Source organism: Arcobacter iocasae (genome assembly GCF_042214795.1).
Classification (GTDB): Bacteria; Campylobacterota; Campylobacteria; order Campylobacterales; family Arcobacteraceae; genus Arcobacter; species Arcobacter iocasae.
On sequence record NZ_CP090177.1, the window covers coordinates 2,895,988 to 2,918,474 of the forward strand.

Consider the following 22,487-nt stretch of genomic DNA (forward strand, 5'->3'; position numbering starts at 1 on the left):
AATGCAACAAAATAAAACTAGTTTTTTGATTTTGGGAATATTTATATTCTTAGGTTTGAGTACTTTAGGGTATTTTTTTAAAAGTGCAATTATTGAATATAAACAATATGATAGAAGTGTAAAGGTAAAAGGTCTTTCTGAAAAAGAGTACAAGGCTGATATTGTAATTTGGCCTATTGAGTATACAGAAGTTAGTAATAATCTTGAAGAACTATATAACTCAATAGATAAAAACAATGAAAAAATCAATAGCTTTTTAATTTCAAGCGGCATAGAAAAAAGTGAGATAACTTTTTCTGCTCCTATAATCATAGATAAAGTTGCTCAACAATATGGTAATGAAAAGATAAACTATCGATACAACGCCAGACAAACAATAACAGTGTATTCAAAAAACATTGATGCAATTCGCGCTATAAAAAGTTCTTTATCAAAACTTGGAAAGCAAGGTATAGTATTTTCAGGTGATAATTATGGAAGTAGTACAGAGTATATTTTTACAAGGCTAAATGAAGTAAAACCTAAGATGATAGAAGAGGCTACAAAAAAAGCAAGAGAAGTAGCTCAAAAATTTGCCTTTGATTCAAAAAGTAAATTAGGCAAAATAAAAAGTGCATCTCAAGGTCAATTTACAATCTCTCAAAGGGATAAGAATAACCCACAAATTAAAAAGATTAGAGTTGTATCAACTGTTGAGTATTATTTAACAGATTGATACAAAGTACAAAAAAGCTTTTAGATACTTTATGTATTCAAAAGCTTCTGATTCCCCAATAAGATTACACAAATACCCAAAAATATTATAAGAGAACCTATAATATCATATTTACTAAAGTTTTGTTTTTCTACAAAGACTAACCAAATAAGAGAAGATATTATATAAATTCCACCATAAATTGCATAAGCTCTTCCTGCAAATTCTAAGTTTACTTTTGTAAGTGTATAAGCAAAAATAACAAGTGATATAATTCCAACAAACAGCCATATATACGATCTTTCAAGTTTAAATACCATCCAAAAACTATAACATCCAAGTATCTCAAAAAGTGCTGCAATAAAAAATAATATGATTTGGCTAATCAAGTAAAACTCCTAATTTTTATCAAAATGCTTTTAAAAACTCTATCCAAAAATATTGAAGTGGATATAAAAATACTATAGTTAATAATGCTAAAGTAAGTAAAATCTTTAAAACATATTTTTGTTTTATTTTTGCAAGTGTAAGACCTACTATTAGAGGTGGGGCTTGATAAGAGAAAAATATATTTGAATATGCAGCAACTTGCATCATAAGTATTTGCTCTAAAGTAAATCCTGTGGCATTTCCTATTTGTTCTGCCATTGGTGTAAATATAGCAGGAATACTTGGTTGAGTCGCAAACATTCCTGTTACTGACATAACTAAAGTAACTTTTATATAGTTTAGCACTGCATATTGTGATGGTTCATATACTCCAATCAAATTTGATAAAATATCTTTTATATAGTCATTATGGGCAACAACAGTTCCAAGACCTATAATTGTTGCTACAAATAATAAAGAAGAAAATTTTATACTATTTATATCCTCAGATTTTATTATACCAATCGATGGTAATGCTAAAAATAGTATTCCACATATTGCAATAATACTAGGAGCAATTTTATGGATAAAATCAGTTGCCCAAAGAACAATCATAATTGAGATAGTAAAAAGTACTATAATCTCATTTTTTGAGAACTTTACTTTTGTTTTATTTTTGTTTATGACTTTTGGAGTATCTTTAAAAAAGTTAAAAATTAGTATAACTATCATGATATCTTTTAAAATACCAAAAATTAAAAAGTTAGTAATTAAGTAATGTGAATATAAAATTTCATAATTATAAATTTGTGCAGATAGACCTGTTAATATCATATTTGGTACATTGGCAGGAAGTATTGCAAATCCAGACATAGATGTTGTAAGAATAAAAGCTAGTAAAATACCAATATATCCTTTATCATTTTCATTAAATCCAAAACTTTTAGCAACTGCTATTGATAAAGGAACCATCAGTACAACTCTTCCTACACTTGAAGGCATAACAAAACTAAAAAGAGTTGAAAAAATTGTAATTGAGATTATGATATTTAAATAACTAACATTTTTTAAATTTGAAAAAATCTTTGAAAATCTATGTGTTAAGTTTGCATTTTTTATAGCTGTAGCAATTAGCATACCTGCTAAAACTAACCAAAATGCAGATGAAGCAAAACCTGAAAAAATAAGCTCTTTTGAACTTAATGAAAAAGCAGTACATGAAAATAAAAAAAGAAGGGAACTATAAAAGCTTGGAACTATACTTGTAGCCCAAAAAATTATAGTTGATAAAACTATAGTAATAAGAAATAAATCTTTTTGTTCTGTAACAAAATTTAAAAGAATAGAATATATAAAAATAGGAATAGCAATAAATAAAATTGTTTTGAGCATTTTTCTACTTGTAATAATTTTCCAATAGAATATTATTATTTCTATTAAAAAATCATTATTTTGCAATAATAAATAATAATTATTCTTATAATATTACATTTTGTTATTAATTATAATTTGTTTTAACTTTTTTTGTTACAATACATATTAAATTTTATATATTTTATTGGGGTTCTAAGAATGAATTTAGAGAAATTAAAAGATGTAGAATCAGAATTTTTTGATGCCTATCCAAAGGGCTTTGAGGATGAAAAGTTAATTAAAATGGTAAAAAAGTTCAATCCTGAAAAATTAGAGGCTTATGCCAAAGAAGCTTTTCAAAAAAAGAACTTTTCAGACCCTCATTTTATCGTAGAAGCATATTTTAAAACCATACAAAAATCAGTCATGGTATCACTTTTTGATAAAGTAAAACTTCGTGATGTAATAAAAGCTTTAACATCTTATGAAAAGGATATGCTTAGCATTGAGTTATATGAATTATTGTATGGAAATAAAAAAAATGGTTTTGATGGACTTGTAGAATTTTTGGCTGAGTTTGGAATGGCAAAGTGGACTTTAGTAACTCTTGTGCCTTATAGTTTTAATAGGCAAACAGAGTATTTTGTAAAACCAACAACAACTAAAAATATAATAAAGTACTTAGAAATACCAAACTTAATATATAAACCAAGACCATCATATGAGTTTTATAAAGAGTATTCAAAAGTATTAGATACTGTTAAATCAAAAGTTTCAGGAGCACTGTCTTTTGACAATGCTGCATTTACAGGATTTTTAAAAATGGGTATTGAAATTTGTAGTGAATAATTAATAAAGGAAAAAAATGTCAAATAAGGTTTTAAAGAGTTTAAAGGTTTTATTTATAGAAGATGAAGATCTTATAAGAAATAAGATTGTTTCTTCTTTGGAATATATTGTAGGTGAAGTTATAGCCGCTTCAAATGGAATAGAAGCATTAGAAAAACTTCAACATTTTACTCCTGATTTGATTATTACTGATTTAGAAATGCCCAAAATGAATGGCGCAGACTTTATTCATGAAGTTAGAAAAAAGGATAAAGATACTTGTATCATAGTTGTGACTGCATATACTAGTGAAAAGTATTTATTACAACTTATTGATATGCATATTGAAAAATATATTCTTAAACCAATAACTTTGGAAAAATTAATCAGTGCTTTGGAAGATTGTCAAAAAAGATTTTGCAATTCTACTAATTTAAAAAGAACTCTTCCTGATGACTATACATACGATTGGAATCAAAAATTCTTATTACATAAAGATGAAATGATTACTCTAACAAAAAAAGAGATTTTATTTTTAGAACTTCTTTTTAAAAATATTGATAGTGTAACTTCTTTTGAAGAGTTACAAGAGGTTGTTTGGCAAGACAGTGTTATGACAGACAATGCTTTGCGTTCTTTGATTAGAAACTTAAGAAAAAAATTACCAAAAGACTTCATTGTCAATTTATCAGGTATTGGTTATAAAGTTGCGTAAATATTTACTTCTTTTCTTATGCGTAAGTCTTTTATTCTCAAGTCAAGCAATAATATATAAACATGACCAAACAAAGAATATACTTATAAATAAAATGACAAAAGATTCCCAACTAAAAGTCTATATGCCAACTCTTCCATATTTCAATCTAATAAGTTTAATTAATGGAACCTTAGTAAAACTAAGTGATTCAAAAAGAGGTTGGGATTATTATTTAGCATATAAGCATAAAAAGATAGATGAACTCACCTATGACTTTTGGTTAAGAGATGATGTTAGATATCAAGATGGTACAAAATTTGATGCTGATTCTGTAGTTGATAATTTTAAACATTTTATCAATGGTCCTTTTTTATATAGTAATATTCATAATGCATTAGATTCAGTTGAGAAGTTAAATGATTATAAAATAAGAGTACACTTGAAAATACCCTATGGAATGTTATTAAATGATTTGTGTGTAATAAATTTTTATACAAAAAAATATTATGAAAAATATAATTGGACACCAAGTTTAACAGCTCAAAATACAAAAGGTCCTGGTCTTTATGGAGCAGGACCTTATATTATGGCTCAAGGTTATGCCACAGGATTAACCCAAAGTAAAAAGATAATTCTAATCGCAAATCCATATTATTTTGAAAAAGACAAACCCTATATAAAAAAAATCACTATTTATACAGAGCTTCCAACAAAAGAAGTTATTGATGATATTTCAAAATATGAAGGAAAATTAGATATTGCGTATATTCCTTATAATAAAAAAACAGAAATAGTAAATTCAAAATATGCAAAGCTTTTGATCTCACCATCACATGGCAATTTAACAGTTCATATGAATCTAATAAAGAAAAACTCAAAATTAAAAGATATAAAAGTCAGACAAGCTTTAAATGATGCCATTGATCAAAAACGATTAATCAAGTTTGCGTTTAAGAATGAAGCAACTATATCACCATTTTTATTATCTTCTAACACTTATTTTGCAAAAGAGTTATCAAAAAAATATTTAAATAGAAAACCAAGATTTACCCAAAAACAGTTGCATGATATTTTAAATGGCTTAGAACTAAAAGTTGTCACCCAAGATAGATTTATGTCTGTTTGGAAAGGAATTGAGTACCAATTATCAAAATATGGTGTAAAGTTAATATATACAATAACTAGTGATGAAAAAGTTGTTTTAGAAAAGCTTTTGAACAATAGAAAAAATATTTATGATTGGGATTTATTAATTTGGGGAAATGAAGACTGGAACGGAAGTCCTTGGACAGCATTTTTTACATTATATACAAAAGCAAATTGGTGCTCAATTGATAAAGATGATTATTTAGCAAATGAGTTTGAAAAGTTATTTAAACTAGATACAAATTCAAAAGAGTTTCAAGAAGAGGTAAATAAAGTCTTATTATATAGTTATGAAAAAGCCTACACTCTAGTTTTACCTTCACCAAATATAGTAATTGCATTAAATAAAGAAGTATCTTACCATCCTTCAGAGATGTCAACTTTCCCTTTATGGAATGCAAAAATCACCCCTTACCATTGGTCTGTGAGAAAAGAAAAGTTAGATAAAGATAGGTTAAATTACCTATATCCAATTAGGATTGAAAATGAATAATTTAAAAATACGACAAAAGTTTTTTATTTTGGGCTTTATTGCTCTTATTTCATTACTACTTTTAGCTTTACTATCATTAAAAATAAATAAAGATAGTTTTACTAATTCAAATAATGTTGTAGTAAACTTTAAAGATACACAAGAGATTCAAACTTTTTATATAGAAGAACTTTTTTTATTAAGAGAAATTACTTTATCTTTAGTTATTTCTCCAAATGATGATTTTAAAAAAAAGTTTGATGAAAAAATTTCACCTATTATAAATAGATTGGATAAAATTTTTTCAAATGAAATACCAACAAATAAAAAAGCATGGGAAGATTACAAAAAATTAGTTTTAAAAACTAGAGAATACTCTTTAGACGGATTTGATGAAGGCGCCTTTATGAATACTTCTTCTGTTGAAAGAGATAGCTTTTATTTTTTAATTAATAAGCTAAAAAGAATTCAAAAAAAGAATTTACAAGAGTCTGAAGAAAAATTAACTGAATTGAAAAATGATACAAAAATAAATAATGTATATATTATCTTAGGTGTTTTGATTATAGGTATTTTTGGATTTATTCTTAATCTAACAGTTATTTTAAAGATAATAAAACAAATTGAAAGTGTAGAAAGAGGTTTACAAAAGTTTTTTAAATACTTAACAAATCCTACTGCGTATAAAGAGCAATTGCATATTGACATAAAAAGTAAAGATGAACTTGGATTAATGGCAGAAGCTATTAATACAAAAGTTAAATTGATAAAAGAGAACTTACAAGATGATTATAGGTTGATACAAGAAGCAACTTTAACTTTAGATTATTTAAAAGAGGGTGTATTTGGTAAAAGATTAGAAAAGCAAGCAAAATCCAATGAACTAAATGTATTAAAAAATGTTATGAATGAGATGATAGGAAATCTAGAAAATAAAATATTAGAAGAGCTTAATCATAGAACAAATCAAGAAAAACTAATGATTCAACAGTCAAAACTAGCTGCAATGGGTGAAATGATAGGAAATATTGCCCACCAATGGAGGCAACCACTTGGTGAAATAAATGCAGTATTGATGGAAATAGAAACAATCACTAGATATGGGAAGTTAGAAGAGGAACACCTTTTAAAGAGTATAGAAACCTGTAATGAGATTGCTGAACACATGTCTACTACTATTAGTGATTTTCAAAACTTTTTTAAACCCTCAAAACAAAAAGATAAATTTTCAGTATTAGAAGTTTGTAAAAAAGCTATAGCAATTATTAATGCATCTTTAAAAAATAATAATATAGAACTAAGCTTTGATATTCAAGAAGATAATACAATAGACGGATATTCAAATGAATTTTCCCATGCAATATTAAATATAATTTCAAATGCAAAAGATGCACTTATCTCAAGAAAAATTAAAAACCCAAAAATAATTTTAAGTATAAAAGTTGGTAAAGAGTTTACTGTAATTAAAATAGAAGATAATGCTGGAGGAATCAAGCTTAAAGATATCAATTTAGTATTTGAGCCTTATTTTACAACTAAAGGTGAAAAAAGAGGCACAGGAATAGGTTTGTATATGACAAAAGTAATTATCGAAGATAATATGCATGGCTTTATTGATGTAAAAAATACAAAAATAGGAGCACTTTTTAGAATAAAGGTCAAATAGTTTATTTGCCACTTTTTCTACACTTTTTTTCAACTAATTACACTTTTTTTTCTTTTATAATTTACTAAATAGAGAAAAAGGAATGATATGAAAAAGAGTTTGATTTTTGGTATAGTTTTTTTAACTATATCCTTGTATGCAAGTGAGACAATGTATACAAGTTCTGTTAAAAATCTATTTGAAACTTCAAATAGTACTGCCTCAAAAGGAAGACTACTTCCTACCTCAGAAGTAAAAGTAATTGAGAAAAAAGATGGCAAAGTAAAAGTCGAAGTCGAAGGTTTTATGAAAGCTGGAGTTTCAAATGCACTTTATTTTGCACAAGGTAAAAGAATCCTAATTGCTGGACTTAGTAAAAGTGGAAAGTTTGATATAAAAACTATATCTACAAGTACTGGTAAAAATGGTACTGAATGGAAAAAAGTTGTTTTAACTGCATATACAAAAGATGATAATCTAACAAAAGATTTAGATGCATTATATGAAGAAGCAAACAAAGTTTTTAAAGATAACTGTGCTATGTGTCATCCTATTCATGCTTCTACTGAATTTACTTCAAATCAATGGCCAAGTATGATTAAATCAATGATTTCTAGAACTGCTATGACAAAAGAACAAAATTACTTAGTTACTCAATTTTTACAAAAACATGCAAAAGATATGAAAGGAAAATAAAATGAAAACTATTGATCAAAAAAGAAGAGGTTTATTAAAAGTTGTTGCACTTTTTGCTGCTGTTCCATTTATTGACACAATTACAAAAAGAGGTGAATTAGTTGCTGGAACTATTGCTAAATTTTCTACATCACTTGTAGAAAATGGAGAAGTATTAACAGCTGCTCACTGGGGTATATTAAAACTAACAATCAAAAATGGAAAAGTTGTAAAATCAGAACCATATCAAAAAACATCAAATATTGAAAACTCTTTACAACACTATACAGATGATTTAATTTATGCAAAAGATAGAATTAAATACCCAATGGTGAGAAAATCTTATTTAAAAGACCCTAATAATCCAAAACCTGAATTAAGAGGTAATGATGAATGGGTTAAAGTATCTTATGAAGATGCTATAAAACTTATCTCTACTGAACTTAAAAAAACAAGAAAAGAAAAAGGTGCAAAAGGAGTTTTTGCAGGAAGTTATGGCTGGAAAAGTAGTGGAAATATGCATAATGCAAGAGTTTTATTACACAGATTTATGACAGCAACTGGTGGATTTACAGGAACAGTTGGTGATTATTCAACTGGGGCATCACAAGTTATTATGCCACATGTTTTAGGAACTTTAGAAGTATATGAACAACAAACTTCTTGGCCACTTATAATAGAACACTCAAAAGTAGTTGTACTTTGGGGAGCAAATCCACTTTCAACTTTAAAAATTGCTTGGACTTCAAGTGATGAAAATGGATTTAAATACTTTGAACAATTAAAAAAATCTGGTAAAAAAATAATTTGTATTGACCCTTCTAAAACTGAAACTTGTGAATATTTAGATGCACAATGGATTTCTCCAATTCCAAATACAGATACAGCAATGATGATGGGGATGGTTCACTATTTATTAGAATCAAAAAAATATAATCAAAGTTTTTTAGATGATTATACAGAAGGGTTTGATAAATTTAAAGATTATTTATATGGAAAAGAAGATAAAGTTGTAAAAGATATTAATTGGGCATCAAAAATCTGTGGACTTGATGTTGATACAATTAAAGAACTTGCAAATGTAATCTCTGATAACAGAACTATGCTTATGTCTGGATGGGGTATGCAAAGAGCTCATCATGGTGAACAACCTCATTGGATGTTAGTAACTCTTGCTTCTGTACTAGGACAAATTGGACTTCCAGGTGGTGGATTTGGTTTATCATATCATTACTCAAATGGTGGGGTTCCAACTGTAAAAGGTCCAATTGTTGGAGGAATAACTGCAAATGTAACTGCTAATAAAGCAGCAGGTGGTGCAGAATGGCTTCAAAATGCAGCAAAATATTCATTTCCTGTTGCTAGAATTGCTGATGCTTTATTAAATCCTGGGAAAAAATTACAGTTTAATGGTAAAGAAATAGTTTATCCAGAAATTGATTTTATATATTGGGTTGGTGGAAATCCATTTACTCACCATCAAGATACAAATACATTAATTAAAGCTTGGAAAAAACCAAGAACAATTGTAGTAAATGAATTATATTGGACACCAACTGCTAGAATGGCTGATATTGTTATGCCAACAACTACAAGTTATGAAAGAAATGATATTACAATGACTGGTGATTATTCTAATTTAAATATTGTTCCTATGAAACAAGCTGTTAAAAGACATTTTGAAGCAAAAGATGATTATCAAATATTTAGTGACTTATCAAAAGAGTTTGGAGTACATAAAGAGTATACTCAAAATAAAACAGATATTCAATGGATAGAAGAATTTTATAATAGTGCACTAGAACAAGCTAAAAAAATGAGTATAAAAATGCCAAACTTTAGAGAGTTTTGGACTAAAAATAGACCATTAACTTTTGAAGCTCCATATGAAAATACACAATTTGTAAGATACGGTGACTTTAGAGAAGATCCAATCTTAAATCCACTTGGAACTCCATCTGGAAAAATTGAGATTTATTCTCAAACAATTGAAAAAATGAACTATGAAGATTGTAAAGCTCATCCAACATGGCTTGAACCAGCTGAATGGTTGGGAATGAAAGATAAAAAAGCAGAATTTGCACTTATTAGTCCACACCCACATGATAGACTACACTCTCAATTAAACAATACAAGTTTAAGAGAAAAATATGCTATATCTAATAGAGAGCCAATTTGGATTAATACAAAAGATGCAAAAGCAAAAGGTATCAAAAATGGTGATATTGTAAGAGTATTTAATGAAAGAGGGCAAATCTTAACAGGTGCTATATTAACTGATGGATTAAAAGAAGGTGTTGTTAAAGTTAAAGAGGGTGCTTGGTATGACCCAATGGAAAAAGGAAAAGAAGGAACACTTTGTAAAAATGGTTCAGCAAATCTTTTAACAAAAGACATTCCAACTTCAGAATTAGCTAATGGAAATAGCTCAAATACAGCTTTAGTAAATATTGAAAAATATACAAAAGCTGCTCCAGAATTAACAATCTTCACTCAACCTAACTAAAATAAAAGTAGAGATTCTTTCTCTACTTTTTAACTTCAAGATAAAAGCGGTTAAGTTTTTATATAATCTTTTTCATAAAAATAAAAAAGAGAGAATATGAAAGTAACAAAAGTAAAAAACTTAATAATTTCAGGTCTTAGTGTAATCACAAACAATAAACTTGAATTTGAATCAGAAAATGGGAAAATCCCTCAGTTATGGGATGATTATATTGAAAAAAATGTTTATGGAAGTACTTTCAATAAAGCAAATAGTAAATATATGTATGGTGTTTATAGTGACTATACAAGTGATGTCACAGGTGATTATAAAGTAACTGTTGGAGTAGAAGTAACAAAACCTAAAAATGCCTTAATAATCCAAGATGAAAGATATTTAGTTTTTTCAAAAAAAGGTGAACTTCCTGATGTTGTAGTTGAAACATGGGTTGAAATATGGGAATATTTTGAAAATAATAGTGAATATGAGAGAAAATATAGTATTGATTTTGAAAAGTATGTTAAAGAAGATGAAATAGAGATTTATATCTCAATAAAATAATTATTTGAGATAATATTTAATTATTTTTTATTAAATATTATCTTATTTAAATAAATATTGAATACAATAACGGCACAAAACTCCAGGAGAAATTATAATGTTTAAGATTTTTGGTATTTTAGCTCTTCTTTTGTCAAATGTTGCATATGCAACTAATTTAGGCGAGCCAGATTTAACAAATACATGGGTTGGTATTGTTTCTTTATTTATATTTGTTGTAGGTTATTATGTAATTGCAAATGAAGAAAAATACGAAATTGACAAATCTGTTCCAGCACTATTTGTTGGTATTTTTACATTTTTATTAATCGCAATTTATTTTGTTACAAATAATTTAGATATAAAGTTAGTACATGAAGAAGCAGAAAATGTTATTTTAGAAATTGCTGAAATATTCTTTTTCTTGTTTGTTGCTATGACATATATTGAATCACTACTACATATGAGAGTTTTTGATAGGTTAAAATATAATCTTGTATCAAAAGGTTATAGTTATAGAAAGCTTTTTTGGCTTACAGGATTATTATCATTTTTTATATCACCTTTTGCTGATAACCTTACTACTGCGCTTATTTTATCAACTGTGCTTTTTACAATTGAAAGAGATAAAAAAGAGTTTTTAGTTCCAGGTGCTATTAATATAGTTGTTGCTGCAAATGCTGGAGGAGCTTGGAGTCCTTTTGGAGACATCACTACACTTATGGTATGGACATCAGGAAAAGGTGACTTTTTAGATTTCTTATACTTATTTCCTTCATCTATTTTAGGTTATTTAGCAACTGCATTTTTATTATCTTTAGTTGTTCCAAGAACAAAACCAGCTTTTGATAGTGAAGTTGAAGTTCCTCAAATGAAAGAGGGTGCAAAAACAATTATCTTTTTAGGTGCTTTAACTATTGTTATAGCAGTTATTTCACACCAAGTATTAGATTTTCCTGCAATGTGGGGAATGATGTTTGGATTAGTTTTATTAAAAGCATATTCATTTAAATTACAAAAGAAATTTGGAAAATCTCATTTTGATGTATTTCAATCAATGGCAAAAATTGAAAATAATACTTTGATGTTCTTTTTTGGTATCTTATCAGCAGTTGGTGCTTTATACTTCTTAGGGTGGTTAACTTTAGCTTCTATTGTATATGAGCCAAATTATTTAGGACCTATTTATTCAAATATTGCTGTTGGATTTTTATCAGCAATTGTTGATAATGTTCCTGTAATGTCTGCAATACTAAAAGCAAATCCAAATATGGACTTGTCAAATTGGTTATTGGTTACTTTAACAGCTGGTATTGGTGGTTCTTTAATATCTTTTGGAAGTGCTGCTGGTGTTGGAGTAATGGGAAAACTAAAAGGTATATATACCTTTTCTAGTCACATGAAATATGCTTGGATGATATTAGTTGGTTATTTCATCTCTATAGGCATTTGGTATTTTCAATTTGAGATGCTAAAAATTTATTAATATATTAAAGCTTTCTTTTTTAGAAGGCTTTAACTATAGATTACTTAAGATTACTTAATTGTATTTTGATATTTTGTAAATAAAAACAAACCAACCATAATAAGAGTAAGTCCTACAAATGAAGTAAGATTTAACGACCCACTTCCTAAAAATACTATTCCCCCAATTAAAGCAAAAACTACTTCACTAGCTTGTGTGGCATCAACTGCTGCTATTTCATTTGAATCTTTAGCAATATTTCTTGCATATAAAAATATTGAAGTTGCAAAAACACCAGAAAATAAAGCTACAAGTGCAGTATTAAAAACTTGAGAATCACTAGGAGCATTGGGTTGAATAATTGCTATTAAAATAAACCATAATGGTAAAGATCCAAGAGAGAGTAAAAAAACTTTATTAAAAGCATTATTTAATAGTTTTGATTTTATTTGTGGTACATTTTTATGGTTTCCATTTTTTGCTTCCCAAACAAGTTGATTTCCAATAGGATAACAAAAAGAAGCTATTAGAATAGGAATACCACCTAATAATAGAGCTTTTAAGTCAAAGTGATCCATATGAGATAGATTTACTAAACAAACCCCCAAAAATACAAGTGCAGAAAAAAACCAAATTTTCTTAGGAAACTTTTTACCAAAAAACATCAATACAAAAAGTGTAGCCACAACTGTAAATTGCCAAGTGGCAGCTATAACCCAACCAGGAGAAAAGTCAGCACTAAAACAAATCAAGGCATAAAAGAATCCAAAACCAATAGTTCCACTTATTGTCCAAAAAATATAATTAGAAATATATAATTTACAAACATCTATAATTCTTTGTATTCCACCTTGAAATAATAAAACTAAAGCCAAAAACAAAATCATAAAAAAATATCTAAGAGTTGCAGACCAAAGCCAATGTCCACCCGATACACTCATAAGCTCATTTAAAACAAAAGTTGTACTAAAAAAAGCACCTGCAATAATTCCCAAAACAATCAATTTAAACATTAAAATATCCAATAAAATAATTTTTATGAAGTCTAACACAATGTGACTTTATCTTTTTTGTGTTATATTACAAAAAAAATTTAATTAGTGGTTTGAATAATGAAAACAATAGGATTATTAGGTGGTATGAGTTGGGAAAGTACTGCTTTATATTATAAACAAATAAATGAAGAGATAAAAAATAAATTAGGCTCTTTACACTCTGCAAAAGTAGTTATTTATAGTGTTGATTTTGATGAAATTGAAAAGTTACAACATATTGGAGATTGGGATAAAACAGCTGATATCTTAATTAAAGCTGCTCAAAGTATAGAAAAAGCAAGTGCAGATTTTCTATTAATTTGTACAAATACTATGCATAAAGTTGTACCTCAAATTCAAACTAAGATAAATATACCAATAGTTCATATTGCTGATGCAACAGCAAAAGTTTTACAAAAAGACACTATAAAAAAAGTTGGCTTACTTGGAACGGCTTTTACTATGAGAGAAGATTTTTACAAAAATAGAATAAGTGAAAACTTTGATATAGAAGTTCTTGTACCAAATGAAGAAGATATAAAAATCATACACAAAATTATATACGAAGAGTTGTGTCTTGGTATTGTAAAAGAAGAATCAAGAAAAGAGTATTTAAAAATTATTGATAAATTAGTAGCAAATGGAGCAGAAGGCATAATTTTAGGGTGTACAGAAATATGTATGCTAATCTCTTCAAAAGATACGAATGTAAAACTTTATGATACTACTAAAATACATGCAATAGAAGCTGTGAATTTAGCTTTAGAATAAAATTAGGAGAAAAATATGAATAAAATATTGTCAAAAATAATATCACTAAAAGTTGGAAAAGCAAAAGAGTTAAAAAATAAAGAAAAAGTAATGCAATCAGCTATAAATAAAACTACTGTAGATGAAGCATACCTTACAGATATAGGTTTTAATGGCGATGACCAATTTAATAAAAAATACCATGGTGGACCAAATAAAGCGGTACTTTTTTACTCTTCTTTAACTTATGAAAAAGTAAATGAAGTATTAAATATAAATTTAGACTATAAAGAAATCTCTCCTTTAGGTGAAAATATACTTGTATCAGATATTGCTGAAGATGATATTTGTGTGGGAGATATCTTAAAGCTAGGTGAGGCTATAGTTCAAGTAACACAACCAAGAGAACCATGTAATGTATTAAGTATAAATACAAAAAATAAAGAGATGTTAAAAACTGTAATGAAATATGGATATACAGGTTGGTATGCAAAAGTTTTAGAAGAGGGTGTTGTAAAACAAACCGATAATGTAGAACTTGTTGAAAGATTATTCCCAAATCTAACAATATTAAAATTAAATAAAGCAAAATCAAATCCAAAAGATAATCTTGACTTTATACAAGAATCTATATCTTGTGAAGTATTAGGTGCACCTTTTAAAGAGGCTTTAGCAAAACATCTAAGATAAAATAGTATTAAACTATTTTATCAACTTCATAATGATAGCAATCTTTTATATTGCTATATTCAAAATCTTTATATTCACTTGAAATTATCTCATAATTGAGTCTTGTTAATTCATCATTTAGACTAATTTTTGAAAAGTCTATTGAAAGTAACTTTGGAAAATTATCAATTATATTTCCAATAGTTGTAATACTATCAAAACTATTTGGATCAAAAGGTGCTTTGCTTTTTTTACTCATAAATATCCTTAGTTGTAGTAGATTTATTTAGTATGCATTTTTCATTCTTTTGATTTCAATCTAGCCTTTAATTGTTTTGATGCAAGAGCATAACCACCATTTGAACTATCCACAAAGTGAATATGTTTTCCATGTCTTTCAAAAATAAGACAAGTCATGAGTGCAGAGTCTGATTTGTGTATTCCATATGCTAAATTACCATCTTGAAACTCTTGTTCCAAATACTCTTCAAGTTCTTTTGTTTGATCTTTATCTGTAGAGATAACCATTCTAAGCATATCATCAAACTTTTCAGTGTCAGTTGTTCTTATAACTCTATTTTTATAATCACTCCATTGTCCACTAGAATACTTCATAAGAATAACTCCCAATAAATTTTCAATGAGTAATCTTAGTATTAAAAAAAACCTAGAAAATATATTTGAAGAAAAAATTGAAGCTTCTGCATTTAAAACCATGGGATTAAAAGAAATAACAAGTTGATTTATCTCTTTTATAGGATTTCTTTGTGAATATGAACCTGCTATTTCATGTATTTTATTCAAAGTATTTTGGTAAATTTCATTTGATTTTTCAGAATTTGTACTTTTAATTAATAAGGAACTTGTTTCATCTTTGGGACTTTTTATATCTTCCCAGCGACACTCTAATCCAACAAAATCAGGGGTATAATCATAAGTAAAGTTTTCATCTATTTTAAAATTTGTATACTCTTTTTTTAGTAAATTTTCTGCAAGTTCTAGACCATTTCCTCTAACTATTGCTTGCGTAAAATCTTTAGAAACTTTAAATTTAGTGATTTCAATAAAAGAGCCTCTTTTTACAATCTCTTTTATACTTATAACTCCCACTCTTAGGTCTAAATCAAATGATTCTTTTGCTTTTTTGGCAGTTTCTAGTAAAACAACTTTTGACTTATCAAGTAAATGGGGAGGTATAATTAAACTTGCACCATCTCCTCCAAATATATATGGAAATTCTGAATTTTTATCAATATTTAATATACCAATAATAGTTAAAGCAGCCACAAAATTTACTTTTTTGTACATACCTTCTTCTATTGCTTTTGTAGAATCAACAATATCAGAGACTATTACAAACCAATCATCTGGAATTTTATGGTAATTATCATTATCCATAATTAAAGAGAAATCTTTTATCTCTTTAATCTCTTTATAAAAAGTTGTTGTGTTCATAGAGTCTATTTACAAAGGTTTGTTTTGCATTGATCATCACCAGTTACTTCACCACACTCTTCAACATATGATATTCCCCATTTGTACATCTCTTCTAATACTGGTTTTAGTTTTTTCCCACATTCTGTTAGGCTATATACAACTTTGGGAGGAACTTCTGCAAATACTTCTCTGTGAATAATTTTTTTCTCTTCCAACTCTTTTAATTTGATAGTTAGTGTTTTTTGAGTTATCTCACATACAGTTTCATGTAAATCTTTGAATCTCATGTCACCATCTAATAAATGCCAAATTATTCCTAATTTCCATCTATCATTAAATATGTCAAGAGTAACTGAAACTGAACATTTATACTCTTTGTCATTTATATAATACATCATAAATCCTTTTCTTGATTTTATTATATCATAAAGTTTATAAATTACCCTTACTTTACTTTAGGTAAGTAAGAGTAATTTAAGTTTATTGGGTATATAATTCTCAAATAGAATCAAGGAGAAAATATGAAAAAGGTATTAATTTTAAATGGACATCAGCATTATGATGGAATAGCAGAAGGTAACTTAACTAATAGTTATATAAATAAAGCAAATGATTTTTTTGAAAAAAATGGATTTGAAGTTAAAAATACAAATATGGAAAAAGGCTATGATAAAGAAGAAGAGATAGAAAAGTTTGAATGGGCTGATTATATTTTATTTCAATATCCAGTTTATTGGATGGGTGTTCCTTGGATAGCCAAAAAATATATTGATGAGACATTTACACAAGGTAGACACTATGCAAGTGATGGAAGAAGCAGAGATGATGCTTCAAAATTATATGGAAGTGGTGGATTACTTACTGGTAAAAAATATATGTTATCTTTGACATATAATTGTCCCCAGTCTGCATTTAATAATAAAAATAGTTTATTCGAGGGAATGTCTTTAGATGAAGCACATGTTGCCGTTCATAAAACTTTTCAATTTTGTGGATTAGAACCACTTGAAACTTATGCAGTACATGACATTTTCAAAGGTGATTTAAACTTAGATTTAGAGTTAGAAAAATTTGAAAAAATTTTAGCTAAAAATTTTTTATAAAAAGGAATTTTTATGCCAATAGCTTTATTTGCATTAACTTTAAGTGCCTTTGCAATAGGAACAACTGAGTTTGTAACAGTTGGATTAGTTCCAACTATTTCAAGTGATTTAAATATTTCAGTTCCTTCAACTGGTCTTTTAGTGACTATGTATGCTTTTGGAGTGGCTATTGGTGCTCCAATTTTAACAGCACTTACAAGTAAATATAATAAAAAGTATATTTTAATTTGTGCAATGATAATTTTCTCTTTAGGGCATGTAGTCGCAGCTCTTGCACCAAATTTTACAACTTTGTTAATAGCTAGAATTGTTACTGGACTTACACATGGTTTATTTTTCTCAATAGGAGCAACGATTGCTACTAGCTTAGTTCCTAAAGAAAAGGAAGCTAGTGCTATAGCTGTCATGTTTGGAGGACTAACTGTTGCTATGGTAACAGGTGTTCCCTTAGGTACTTTTATTGGGCAAAACTTTGGTTGGAGAGATACTTTTATGTTGATTTCTATTTTAGGAAGTATTGCATTCATTGGTATGGCTTTTTTAATACCAAAAGAGGTAAAAACAGTTGCCCCTGCCAATTTTTTCCATCAGTTAAAAATATTAGGAAACCCAAAACTATTTATTGCTTATTTAATCACTATTTTTGGATTTGGAGGTGCTTTTATTGCTTTTACTTTTTTAGTACCTATTTTACAAGATATTACAAAATTTTCACCTAGTATTATTTCTATTATATTATTAGTTTTTGGTCTTTCAACAGTAGTTGGAAACTTTATTGGTGGAAAACTAGCTGATGTGTTTGGAGTAAATAAGGTTTTATTTGGAGCATATTTTTGTCTAAGTGTAGTCTTATTATCATTTAGTTTTTTTGTTGAAAACCAATATATCACAATAGCTATTTTAGTTTTATGGGGAATCTTTGCTTTTGGAAGCAGTCCAGCTCTTCAAGCAAATGTTGTAAAACTAGCAAAAATAAATGAACCACATGCTGTAGATGTTGCCTCAGGCTTTAATATATCTGCATTTAATGTAGGAATTGCACTATTTTCTTTTTTAGGTGGTTCAATTGTTACACATATGGGCTTGGCTCAAACTATTTTATTCTCATCAGGTGTTGTATTTTCATCTTTATTTTTAATTTGGCTTGGATATACGGTTAATAATAAAGTGGTAGTATAACAAATATATTAATATAAGGAAAATTTATGAATGAAATTATAAAACAATTAGGTAGTAGAAAATCAATAAGACAATTTACAGGTGAAATTGTAAGTAATGAAGACCTTGAACTTATTATAAAAACAGCACAAAGATGTCCAACTTCTATCAATGGACAACAAATATCTTTGGTCTATACAAGAGATAAAGATAAGATAAAACAAATAGCAGAACTTTGTGGTGGACAACAACAAGTGGCAACAGCTGATGTTTTTATTTTTATATGTGTTGATTTCAATAGAACTATTTTTGCAGTTGAACAAGCTGGAGAAGAACATCAAATAGATAAATCAGCTGAGGGTGTACTTGTAGGTGCCGTTGATGCTGGAATTATGTTAAATGCTATACAAATCTCAGCTGAATCACTGGGACTTGGAACAACTGCAATTGGTGCTGTTAGAAACGAACCAGCTGCTATAATTGAGTTATTAGGACTTCCACCAAAAACATTTCCAATCGTAGGAACTACTATTGGAGTACCTACGAAAGAAGCAAAAGATGCACCACTTAAACCTAGAATTCCAATTGAGAGTTTTGCCTTTGAAGATAAATACGATGACAAAAAAGTAAAAGATGGTGTTTTATTATATGAAAAACAGATGAAAAAATTCAGAGTTGATCATAATATGAACTATTTACAATCTTATTGTGAACAAACAGCAAATTATTATAAAAATATATATTTTAGAAAAATTGAAGAAAACTATACAAAACAAGGTTTTGTATTTAAAGACTAATAAAAGGAAATATCATGAAAAATATAGTAATCGTAGCAACAGTTAAAGTAAAAGATGAATTTAAAGATGAAGTTTATAATGAACTTTTAAAATTACATGAAGCAACTCATAAACATGATGAGGGTTGTATTCAGTACGATTTACATAAAAACTTAGATGATGAAAATAGTTTTACTTTTGTAGAAACTTGGCAAAATTCAAAACTTTTGGATGAGCATATGAAAAAAGAGCATTTTTTACAATTTGCTCAATCTGTAGATGGTAAATTAGAAAGTATGGATATACAAAAATTAGAAAAAGTAGAATCTTAATATGATTATTGCAATTGTAAAAGCAAAAATAAAAAATAATAAACATGATGAGCTAAGAAAAATAGCAAATATTTTGCAATATGAATATGCAGTAAAAGAAGAAGGCTGTGAACAATATGAATCATTTATTGATGGTGATACTTTTATTACCATTGAAAGATGGAGTTCTCAAGAATTACTTGATTTGCACCTTGAATCTGAGCATGTAAAAGTTTATGTACCTAAGTTAAGAGAGTGTGTAGTTGATGAAACATTTGATGTGCAATTTATAAAAAGTGATGATGTTTCTTTCGTAAAAATATAAAAAGATTTAAAGGAAATTTATGAGTTTACTATTTACAGAAGGACAAATAGGGAATTTGAAACTTAAAAATAGAATTGTTATGCCTCCTATGTGCATGTATTCAAGTGATAATAGTGGTGAACTAAAAACTTTTCACAAAGGACACTATCTATCAAGAGCCATTGGTGGTGTTGGTTTTATTATTGTTGAAGCAACAGCTATTGAGCCAAGAGGAAGAATATCTGCAAATGACTTAGGTCTTTGGGATGATTCTTTAATTGATGCTCATAAAAAACTAAATGAACAAATGCATTCTTTTGGAGCAAAAACTGCTATTCAAATTGCCCATGCTGGTAGAAAATGTAATGTTGAAGATGAAACTCCAATTGCACCAAGTGCAATTGCCTTTAGTGATAATAAACCTTTTAAAATGCCAAAAGCTGCAACAATAGAAGATATAAAAAATATAAAAGAATTATTTGTTAAAACTGCACTTAGAGCAAAAGAAGCTGATTATGATGCAATCGAACTTCATGGTGCACATGGGTACTTTTTATGTGAATTTTTATCACCACTTTCTAATCATAGAGATGATATTTATGGTGGAAGTTTAGAAAATAGATGTAGATTACTTTTAGAAGTAGCAAAAGAACTTAAAGAAAAAGTTAATTTACCTTTGATAGTAAGACTTAGTGCTGATGAATGGATGAATGAAGGTTGGAATATAGCTGATTCAATTTATCTATCAAAAGAACTTGAAAAAGTTGGAGTTGATTCTATCCATGTTTCATCTGGTGGAAATCAAGAAAAACCAAACAAACCAATAGAATTAAAACCTATGTATCAAGCTGATTTTGCAAAAGAGATAAAAAAAGAGGTAAATATTCCTGTAATTGCTGTTGGATTAATCACAACTGCAAAGCAAGGTGAGAAACTTTTAGAAGAAAAGTATTGTGATTTTGTAGCATATGGAAGAGAATTATTGCGTTCACCTAATCTTGTATTTATAGCAGCAAATGAATTTAATCAAAAAGAGTTGATAATTCCTTCATATTCAAGAGCCTTTTAATGCACAAAGAAGAGAATAAAACTAAATACTTTATTGGTATGTTAATAGCAATGTTACTTTGGGGAGTTGCTTGGACTTCAGGAAAAGCAGCAGTTGAACACTCAAATATACAAGTAGCTTCATTTTGGAGATATACGATTTCTTTTATAGGAATGATACCTGTTATGATTTATATGAAAAGATCTTTGAAAACAGACCTTATTGGGTATATTTATATGCTTTTAGCTGGATTATTAAGTGCTGCATTTAGTTATTTGTTTTTTGCAGGACTTGCCCATGGAGAAGCTGGATATGGGGGAACTATGGTTACATCATTAGTTCCATTAATTACATATTTTTTATCTATTTTAATTTTTAGTACAAAAGTATCAGCAAAACAAGTATTTGCCTTAGGTATTGGTGTATTTGGGGCTATTATATTGCTTCGTATTCCAATGGAAGGATTAGGATTTTTAAATCTTGATAGTATATATTTCTTAGTTTGCGCTATTGTTTGGTCTTTTGTTACAGTTCTAACACAAAAGGCTTCAAAAAGAGTTGACCCTATGTTTTACACTTTAGTAATCTTTGGCGTAACTGCTTTTACAAATATGATTTTTGCCTTACCACATCATCCTTTTGAAATAGGATTATATGATTCAGTATTTTGGTTAAATATTTTATTTGTAGGATTATTTTCTGGAACTTTTGCAATGGCAATATTTTTTGCAAGTGCAAGTAGAATAGGGGCACATAATACGGGTGTATTTATGTTTATCGTTCCAGTTGGTGCAATAATATCAAGTTATTTTGCATATGGTGAAAAAATAGCATCTTCTACTATAATAGGTTGTTTGTTGTCATTAGTAGCTGTTATATTATTCAACAAAAAAAGTAAACTAGAAAAACTGAAACTAAAAGAAGCAAAATTAGGAATAGAATGAGCAACTTGATTAAAAATGTTTATATAATACATGGATATGGAGCATCAGCAGAACATCACTGGTTTCCTTGGTTAAAAAATGAATTAGAAAAAAAAGATCTTAATGTAGTAATTTTAAACCTACCGACACCTAATTCTCCAAATTCAATTGAATGGAGTAATGCCTTAAAAGAACAAATTAAAATAATTGATAAAAATTCATATTTTATCGCTCATAGTTTAGGCTGTATTTCTCTTCTTAAATTTTTGGAAGCTTTACCAAATAGTACAAAAATAGGTGGATATATTCTTGTATCAGGATTTAATGCACCATTATTCATTTTAAAAGAATTAGATGCCTTTTTAAAACCTACAATTGATTATGAAAAATTGAAAAATATAAGTTCAAATAGAGTTGTTATTAGTTCAAAAGATGATTCAATTGTACCATTTAATTTAAGTAATAATTTATCAAATTCCCTAGATGCAAAATTATTAGTAGAAGAAAAAGCAGGGCATTTTTTAGAAACTGATGGTTTTGAAGAGTTCCCTTTAGTTCTGAATGAATTTAATAAGTTTTTAAATGAATAGAAAAAATAGTTAAAA

General features: G+C 27.8%; 25 protein-coding genes. 19 read left to right on the plus strand and 6 right to left on the minus strand.

The annotated features are described in order from the left end of the window. The first annotated feature begins 1 nt into the window (after position 1). Complete coding sequence (locus LXN10_RS14390) at positions 2-715, plus strand: SIMPL domain-containing protein (protein WP_375723673.1); 714 nt, start codon at positions 2-4, stop codon at positions 713-715. Between the two features lie 29 nt (positions 716-744). Here LXN10_RS14390 and LXN10_RS14395 read toward each other — a convergent pair whose 3' ends face one another. Together LXN10_RS14395 and LXN10_RS14400 are read right to left on the minus strand one after the other, a co-directional pair. Continuing rightward, complete coding sequence (locus LXN10_RS14395; protein ID WP_375723674.1) at positions 745-1,083, minus strand: YnfA family protein; 339 nt, start codon at positions 1,081-1,083, stop codon at positions 745-747. Positions 1,084-1,102: 19 nt separating this feature from the next. Next, a complete protein-coding gene (locus LXN10_RS14400) occupies positions 1,103-2,455 on the minus strand; it encodes an SLC13 family permease (protein ID WP_375723675.1) in 1,353 nt (450 codons plus the stop codon). Positions 2,456-2,635: 180 nt separating this feature from the next. Between LXN10_RS14400 and LXN10_RS14405 the strand changes: the two genes are divergently transcribed. The 8 genes from LXN10_RS14405 to nhaD all read left to right on the plus strand — a co-directional run bounded on the left by LXN10_RS14405 (position 2,636) and on the right by nhaD (position 12,390). Next, on the plus strand, positions 2,636-3,265 hold the full coding sequence (locus tag LXN10_RS14405) for a hypothetical protein (RefSeq protein WP_375723676.1): 630 nt from the start codon (positions 2,636-2,638) through the stop codon (positions 3,263-3,265). A gap of 16 nt (positions 3,266-3,281) precedes the next feature. Next, a complete protein-coding gene (locus LXN10_RS14410; protein WP_375723677.1) occupies positions 3,282-3,959 on the plus strand; it encodes a response regulator transcription factor in 678 nt (225 codons plus the stop codon). Between the two features lie 94 nt (positions 3,960-4,053). Further along, positions 4,054-5,580, plus strand: coding sequence for an ABC transporter substrate-binding protein (locus tag LXN10_RS14415; RefSeq protein WP_375723678.1), 1,527 nt, complete (start codon positions 4,054-4,056; stop codon positions 5,578-5,580). Beyond that, positions 5,573-7,225: a sensor histidine kinase gene (locus LXN10_RS14420; RefSeq protein ID WP_375723679.1), complete on the plus strand. Its 1,653-nt coding sequence runs from the start codon at positions 5,573-5,575 to the stop codon at positions 7,223-7,225. Before LXN10_RS14415 ends, LXN10_RS14420 begins: the two co-directional genes overlap by 8 nt. An 87-nt stretch (positions 7,226-7,312) precedes the next feature. Then, positions 7,313-7,900 (plus strand): cytochrome C, encoded by a 588-nt coding sequence (locus LXN10_RS14425; RefSeq protein ID WP_375723680.1) that lies wholly within the window; start codon positions 7,313-7,315, stop codon positions 7,898-7,900. 1 nt (position 7,901) lies between these two features. Further along, positions 7,902-10,385 carry a molybdopterin guanine dinucleotide-containing S/N-oxide reductase gene (locus LXN10_RS14430; RefSeq protein WP_375723681.1) on the plus strand — a complete coding sequence of 828 codons (2,484 nt, stop codon included), beginning with the start codon at positions 7,902-7,904 and terminating at the stop codon, positions 10,383-10,385. A 96-nt stretch (positions 10,386-10,481) separates the two neighbouring features. After that, complete coding sequence (locus LXN10_RS14435) at positions 10,482-10,925, plus strand: GyrI-like domain-containing protein (RefSeq protein WP_375723682.1); 444 nt, start codon at positions 10,482-10,484, stop codon at positions 10,923-10,925. 97 nt (positions 10,926-11,022) lie between these two features. Next, a complete protein-coding gene (gene nhaD / locus LXN10_RS14440; protein WP_375723683.1) occupies positions 11,023-12,390 on the plus strand; it encodes a sodium:proton antiporter NhaD in 1,368 nt (455 codons plus the stop codon). A gap of 50 nt (positions 12,391-12,440) precedes the next feature. Here the strand turns inward: nhaD and LXN10_RS14445 are convergent, their stop codons facing one another. After that, positions 12,441-13,382: a DMT family transporter gene (locus LXN10_RS14445; RefSeq protein ID WP_375723684.1), complete on the minus strand. Its 942-nt coding sequence runs from the start codon at positions 13,380-13,382 to the stop codon at positions 12,441-12,443. Between the two features lie 99 nt (positions 13,383-13,481). Between LXN10_RS14445 and LXN10_RS14450 the strand changes: the two genes are divergently transcribed. Beyond that, complete coding sequence (locus tag LXN10_RS14450; RefSeq protein WP_375723685.1) at positions 13,482-14,174, plus strand: aspartate/glutamate racemase family protein; 693 nt, start codon at positions 13,482-13,484, stop codon at positions 14,172-14,174. A gap of 15 nt (positions 14,175-14,189) precedes the next feature. Further along, positions 14,190-14,843: an MOSC domain-containing protein gene (locus LXN10_RS14455; RefSeq protein WP_375723686.1), complete on the plus strand. Its 654-nt coding sequence runs from the start codon at positions 14,190-14,192 to the stop codon at positions 14,841-14,843. A 7-nt stretch (positions 14,844-14,850) separates the two neighbouring features. Here LXN10_RS14455 and LXN10_RS14460 read toward each other — a convergent pair whose 3' ends face one another. The 3 genes from LXN10_RS14460 to LXN10_RS14470 are packed head-to-tail and all read right to left on the minus strand — an operon-like array spanning position 14,851 to position 16,654. Continuing rightward, entirely contained in the window at positions 14,851-15,081 is a 231-nt protein-coding gene (locus tag LXN10_RS14460; RefSeq protein WP_375723687.1) for a hypothetical protein, read from the minus strand. A gap of 41 nt (positions 15,082-15,122) precedes the next feature. Continuing rightward, a complete protein-coding gene (locus LXN10_RS14465) occupies positions 15,123-16,277 on the minus strand; it encodes a DUF3095 domain-containing protein (protein ID WP_375723688.1) in 1,155 nt (384 codons plus the stop codon). Between the two features lie 5 nt (positions 16,278-16,282). Then, the gene (locus LXN10_RS14470) at positions 16,283-16,654 is read right to left on the minus strand and encodes a winged helix-turn-helix transcriptional regulator (protein ID WP_375723689.1); all 372 of its coding nucleotides are present in this window, start codon (positions 16,652-16,654) and stop codon (positions 16,283-16,285) included. 126 nt (positions 16,655-16,780) lie between these two features. On the opposite strand from LXN10_RS14470, the gene LXN10_RS14475 reads away from it, so the two are divergent. From LXN10_RS14475 to LXN10_RS14510, 8 genes are read left to right on the plus strand one after another with little or no spacing between them, the layout of a single operon-like run. After that, positions 16,781-17,362: an NAD(P)H-dependent oxidoreductase gene (locus tag LXN10_RS14475; RefSeq protein ID WP_375723690.1), complete on the plus strand. Its 582-nt coding sequence runs from the start codon at positions 16,781-16,783 to the stop codon at positions 17,360-17,362. A 12-nt stretch (positions 17,363-17,374) separates the two neighbouring features. Beyond that, entirely contained in the window at positions 17,375-18,541 is a 1,167-nt protein-coding gene (locus tag LXN10_RS14480; RefSeq protein WP_375723691.1) for an MFS transporter, read from the plus strand. A 26-nt stretch (positions 18,542-18,567) separates the two neighbouring features. Continuing rightward, positions 18,568-19,317, plus strand: coding sequence for a nitroreductase family protein (locus LXN10_RS14485; protein ID WP_375723692.1), 750 nt, complete (start codon positions 18,568-18,570; stop codon positions 19,315-19,317). 14 nt (positions 19,318-19,331) lie between these two features. Further along, on the plus strand, positions 19,332-19,628 hold the full coding sequence (locus tag LXN10_RS14490) for a putative quinol monooxygenase (protein ID WP_375723693.1): 297 nt from the start codon (positions 19,332-19,334) through the stop codon (positions 19,626-19,628). 1 nt (position 19,629) lies between these two features. Beyond that, positions 19,630-19,932: a putative quinol monooxygenase gene (locus tag LXN10_RS14495; RefSeq protein WP_375723694.1), complete on the plus strand. Its 303-nt coding sequence runs from the start codon at positions 19,630-19,632 to the stop codon at positions 19,930-19,932. Between the two features lie 19 nt (positions 19,933-19,951). Then, entirely contained in the window at positions 19,952-20,980 is a 1,029-nt protein-coding gene (locus LXN10_RS14500; protein WP_375723695.1) for an NADH:flavin oxidoreductase/NADH oxidase, read from the plus strand. Next, positions 20,980-21,903 (plus strand): DMT family transporter, encoded by a 924-nt coding sequence (locus LXN10_RS14505; RefSeq protein WP_375723696.1) that lies wholly within the window; start codon positions 20,980-20,982, stop codon positions 21,901-21,903. The genes LXN10_RS14500 and LXN10_RS14505 overlap by 1 nt, the downstream gene beginning before the upstream one ends. Further along, the gene (locus tag LXN10_RS14510) at positions 21,900-22,472 is read left to right on the plus strand and encodes an RBBP9/YdeN family alpha/beta hydrolase (RefSeq protein ID WP_375723697.1); all 573 of its coding nucleotides are present in this window, start codon (positions 21,900-21,902) and stop codon (positions 22,470-22,472) included. The genes LXN10_RS14505 and LXN10_RS14510 overlap by 4 nt, the downstream gene beginning before the upstream one ends. Positions 22,473-22,487 lie beyond the last annotated feature (15 nt).

Excerpts from the sequence above, each read along its gene's own strand:
- LXN10_RS14390 (WP_375723673.1), top strand. The coding sequence starts at position 2 with ATGCAACAAAATAAAACTAGTTTTTTGATTTTGGGAATATTTATATTC.
- LXN10_RS14400 (WP_375723675.1), bottom strand. The coding sequence starts at position 2,455 with ATGCTCAAAACAATTTTATTTATTGCTATTCCTATTTTTATATATTCT.
- LXN10_RS14405 (WP_375723676.1), top strand. The coding sequence starts at position 2,636 with ATGAATTTAGAGAAATTAAAAGATGTAGAATCAGAATTTTTTGATGCC.
- LXN10_RS14410 (WP_375723677.1), top strand. The coding sequence starts at position 3,282 with ATGTCAAATAAGGTTTTAAAGAGTTTAAAGGTTTTATTTATAGAAGAT.
- LXN10_RS14415 (WP_375723678.1), top strand. The coding sequence starts at position 4,054 with ATGACAAAAGATTCCCAACTAAAAGTCTATATGCCAACTCTTCCATAT.
- LXN10_RS14420 (WP_375723679.1), top strand. The coding sequence starts at position 5,573 with ATGAATAATTTAAAAATACGACAAAAGTTTTTTATTTTGGGCTTTATT.
- LXN10_RS14425 (WP_375723680.1), top strand. The coding sequence starts at position 7,313 with ATGAAAAAGAGTTTGATTTTTGGTATAGTTTTTTTAACTATATCCTTG.
- LXN10_RS14430 (WP_375723681.1), top strand. The coding sequence starts at position 7,902 with ATGAAAACTATTGATCAAAAAAGAAGAGGTTTATTAAAAGTTGTTGCA.
- LXN10_RS14435 (WP_375723682.1), top strand. The coding sequence starts at position 10,482 with ATGAAAGTAACAAAAGTAAAAAACTTAATAATTTCAGGTCTTAGTGTA.
- nhaD (WP_375723683.1), top strand. The coding sequence starts at position 11,023 with ATGTTTAAGATTTTTGGTATTTTAGCTCTTCTTTTGTCAAATGTTGCA.
- LXN10_RS14445 (WP_375723684.1), bottom strand. The coding sequence starts at position 13,382 with ATGTTTAAATTGATTGTTTTGGGAATTATTGCAGGTGCTTTTTTTAGT.
- LXN10_RS14450 (WP_375723685.1), top strand. The coding sequence starts at position 13,482 with ATGAAAACAATAGGATTATTAGGTGGTATGAGTTGGGAAAGTACTGCT.
- LXN10_RS14455 (WP_375723686.1), top strand. The coding sequence starts at position 14,190 with ATGAATAAAATATTGTCAAAAATAATATCACTAAAAGTTGGAAAAGCA.
- LXN10_RS14460 (WP_375723687.1), bottom strand. The coding sequence starts at position 15,081 with ATGAGTAAAAAAAGCAAAGCACCTTTTGATCCAAATAGTTTTGATAGT.
- LXN10_RS14465 (WP_375723688.1), bottom strand. The coding sequence starts at position 16,277 with ATGAACACAACAACTTTTTATAAAGAGATTAAAGAGATAAAAGATTTC.
- LXN10_RS14470 (WP_375723689.1), bottom strand. The coding sequence starts at position 16,654 with ATGTATTATATAAATGACAAAGAGTATAAATGTTCAGTTTCAGTTACT.
- LXN10_RS14475 (WP_375723690.1), top strand. The coding sequence starts at position 16,781 with ATGAAAAAGGTATTAATTTTAAATGGACATCAGCATTATGATGGAATA.
- LXN10_RS14480 (WP_375723691.1), top strand. The coding sequence starts at position 17,375 with ATGCCAATAGCTTTATTTGCATTAACTTTAAGTGCCTTTGCAATAGGA.
- LXN10_RS14485 (WP_375723692.1), top strand. The coding sequence starts at position 18,568 with ATGAATGAAATTATAAAACAATTAGGTAGTAGAAAATCAATAAGACAA.
- LXN10_RS14490 (WP_375723693.1), top strand. The coding sequence starts at position 19,332 with ATGAAAAATATAGTAATCGTAGCAACAGTTAAAGTAAAAGATGAATTT.
- LXN10_RS14495 (WP_375723694.1), top strand. The coding sequence starts at position 19,630 with ATGATTATTGCAATTGTAAAAGCAAAAATAAAAAATAATAAACATGAT.
- LXN10_RS14500 (WP_375723695.1), top strand. The coding sequence starts at position 19,952 with ATGAGTTTACTATTTACAGAAGGACAAATAGGGAATTTGAAACTTAAA.
- LXN10_RS14505 (WP_375723696.1), top strand. The coding sequence starts at position 20,980 with ATGCACAAAGAAGAGAATAAAACTAAATACTTTATTGGTATGTTAATA.
- LXN10_RS14510 (WP_375723697.1), top strand. The coding sequence starts at position 21,900 with ATGAGCAACTTGATTAAAAATGTTTATATAATACATGGATATGGAGCA.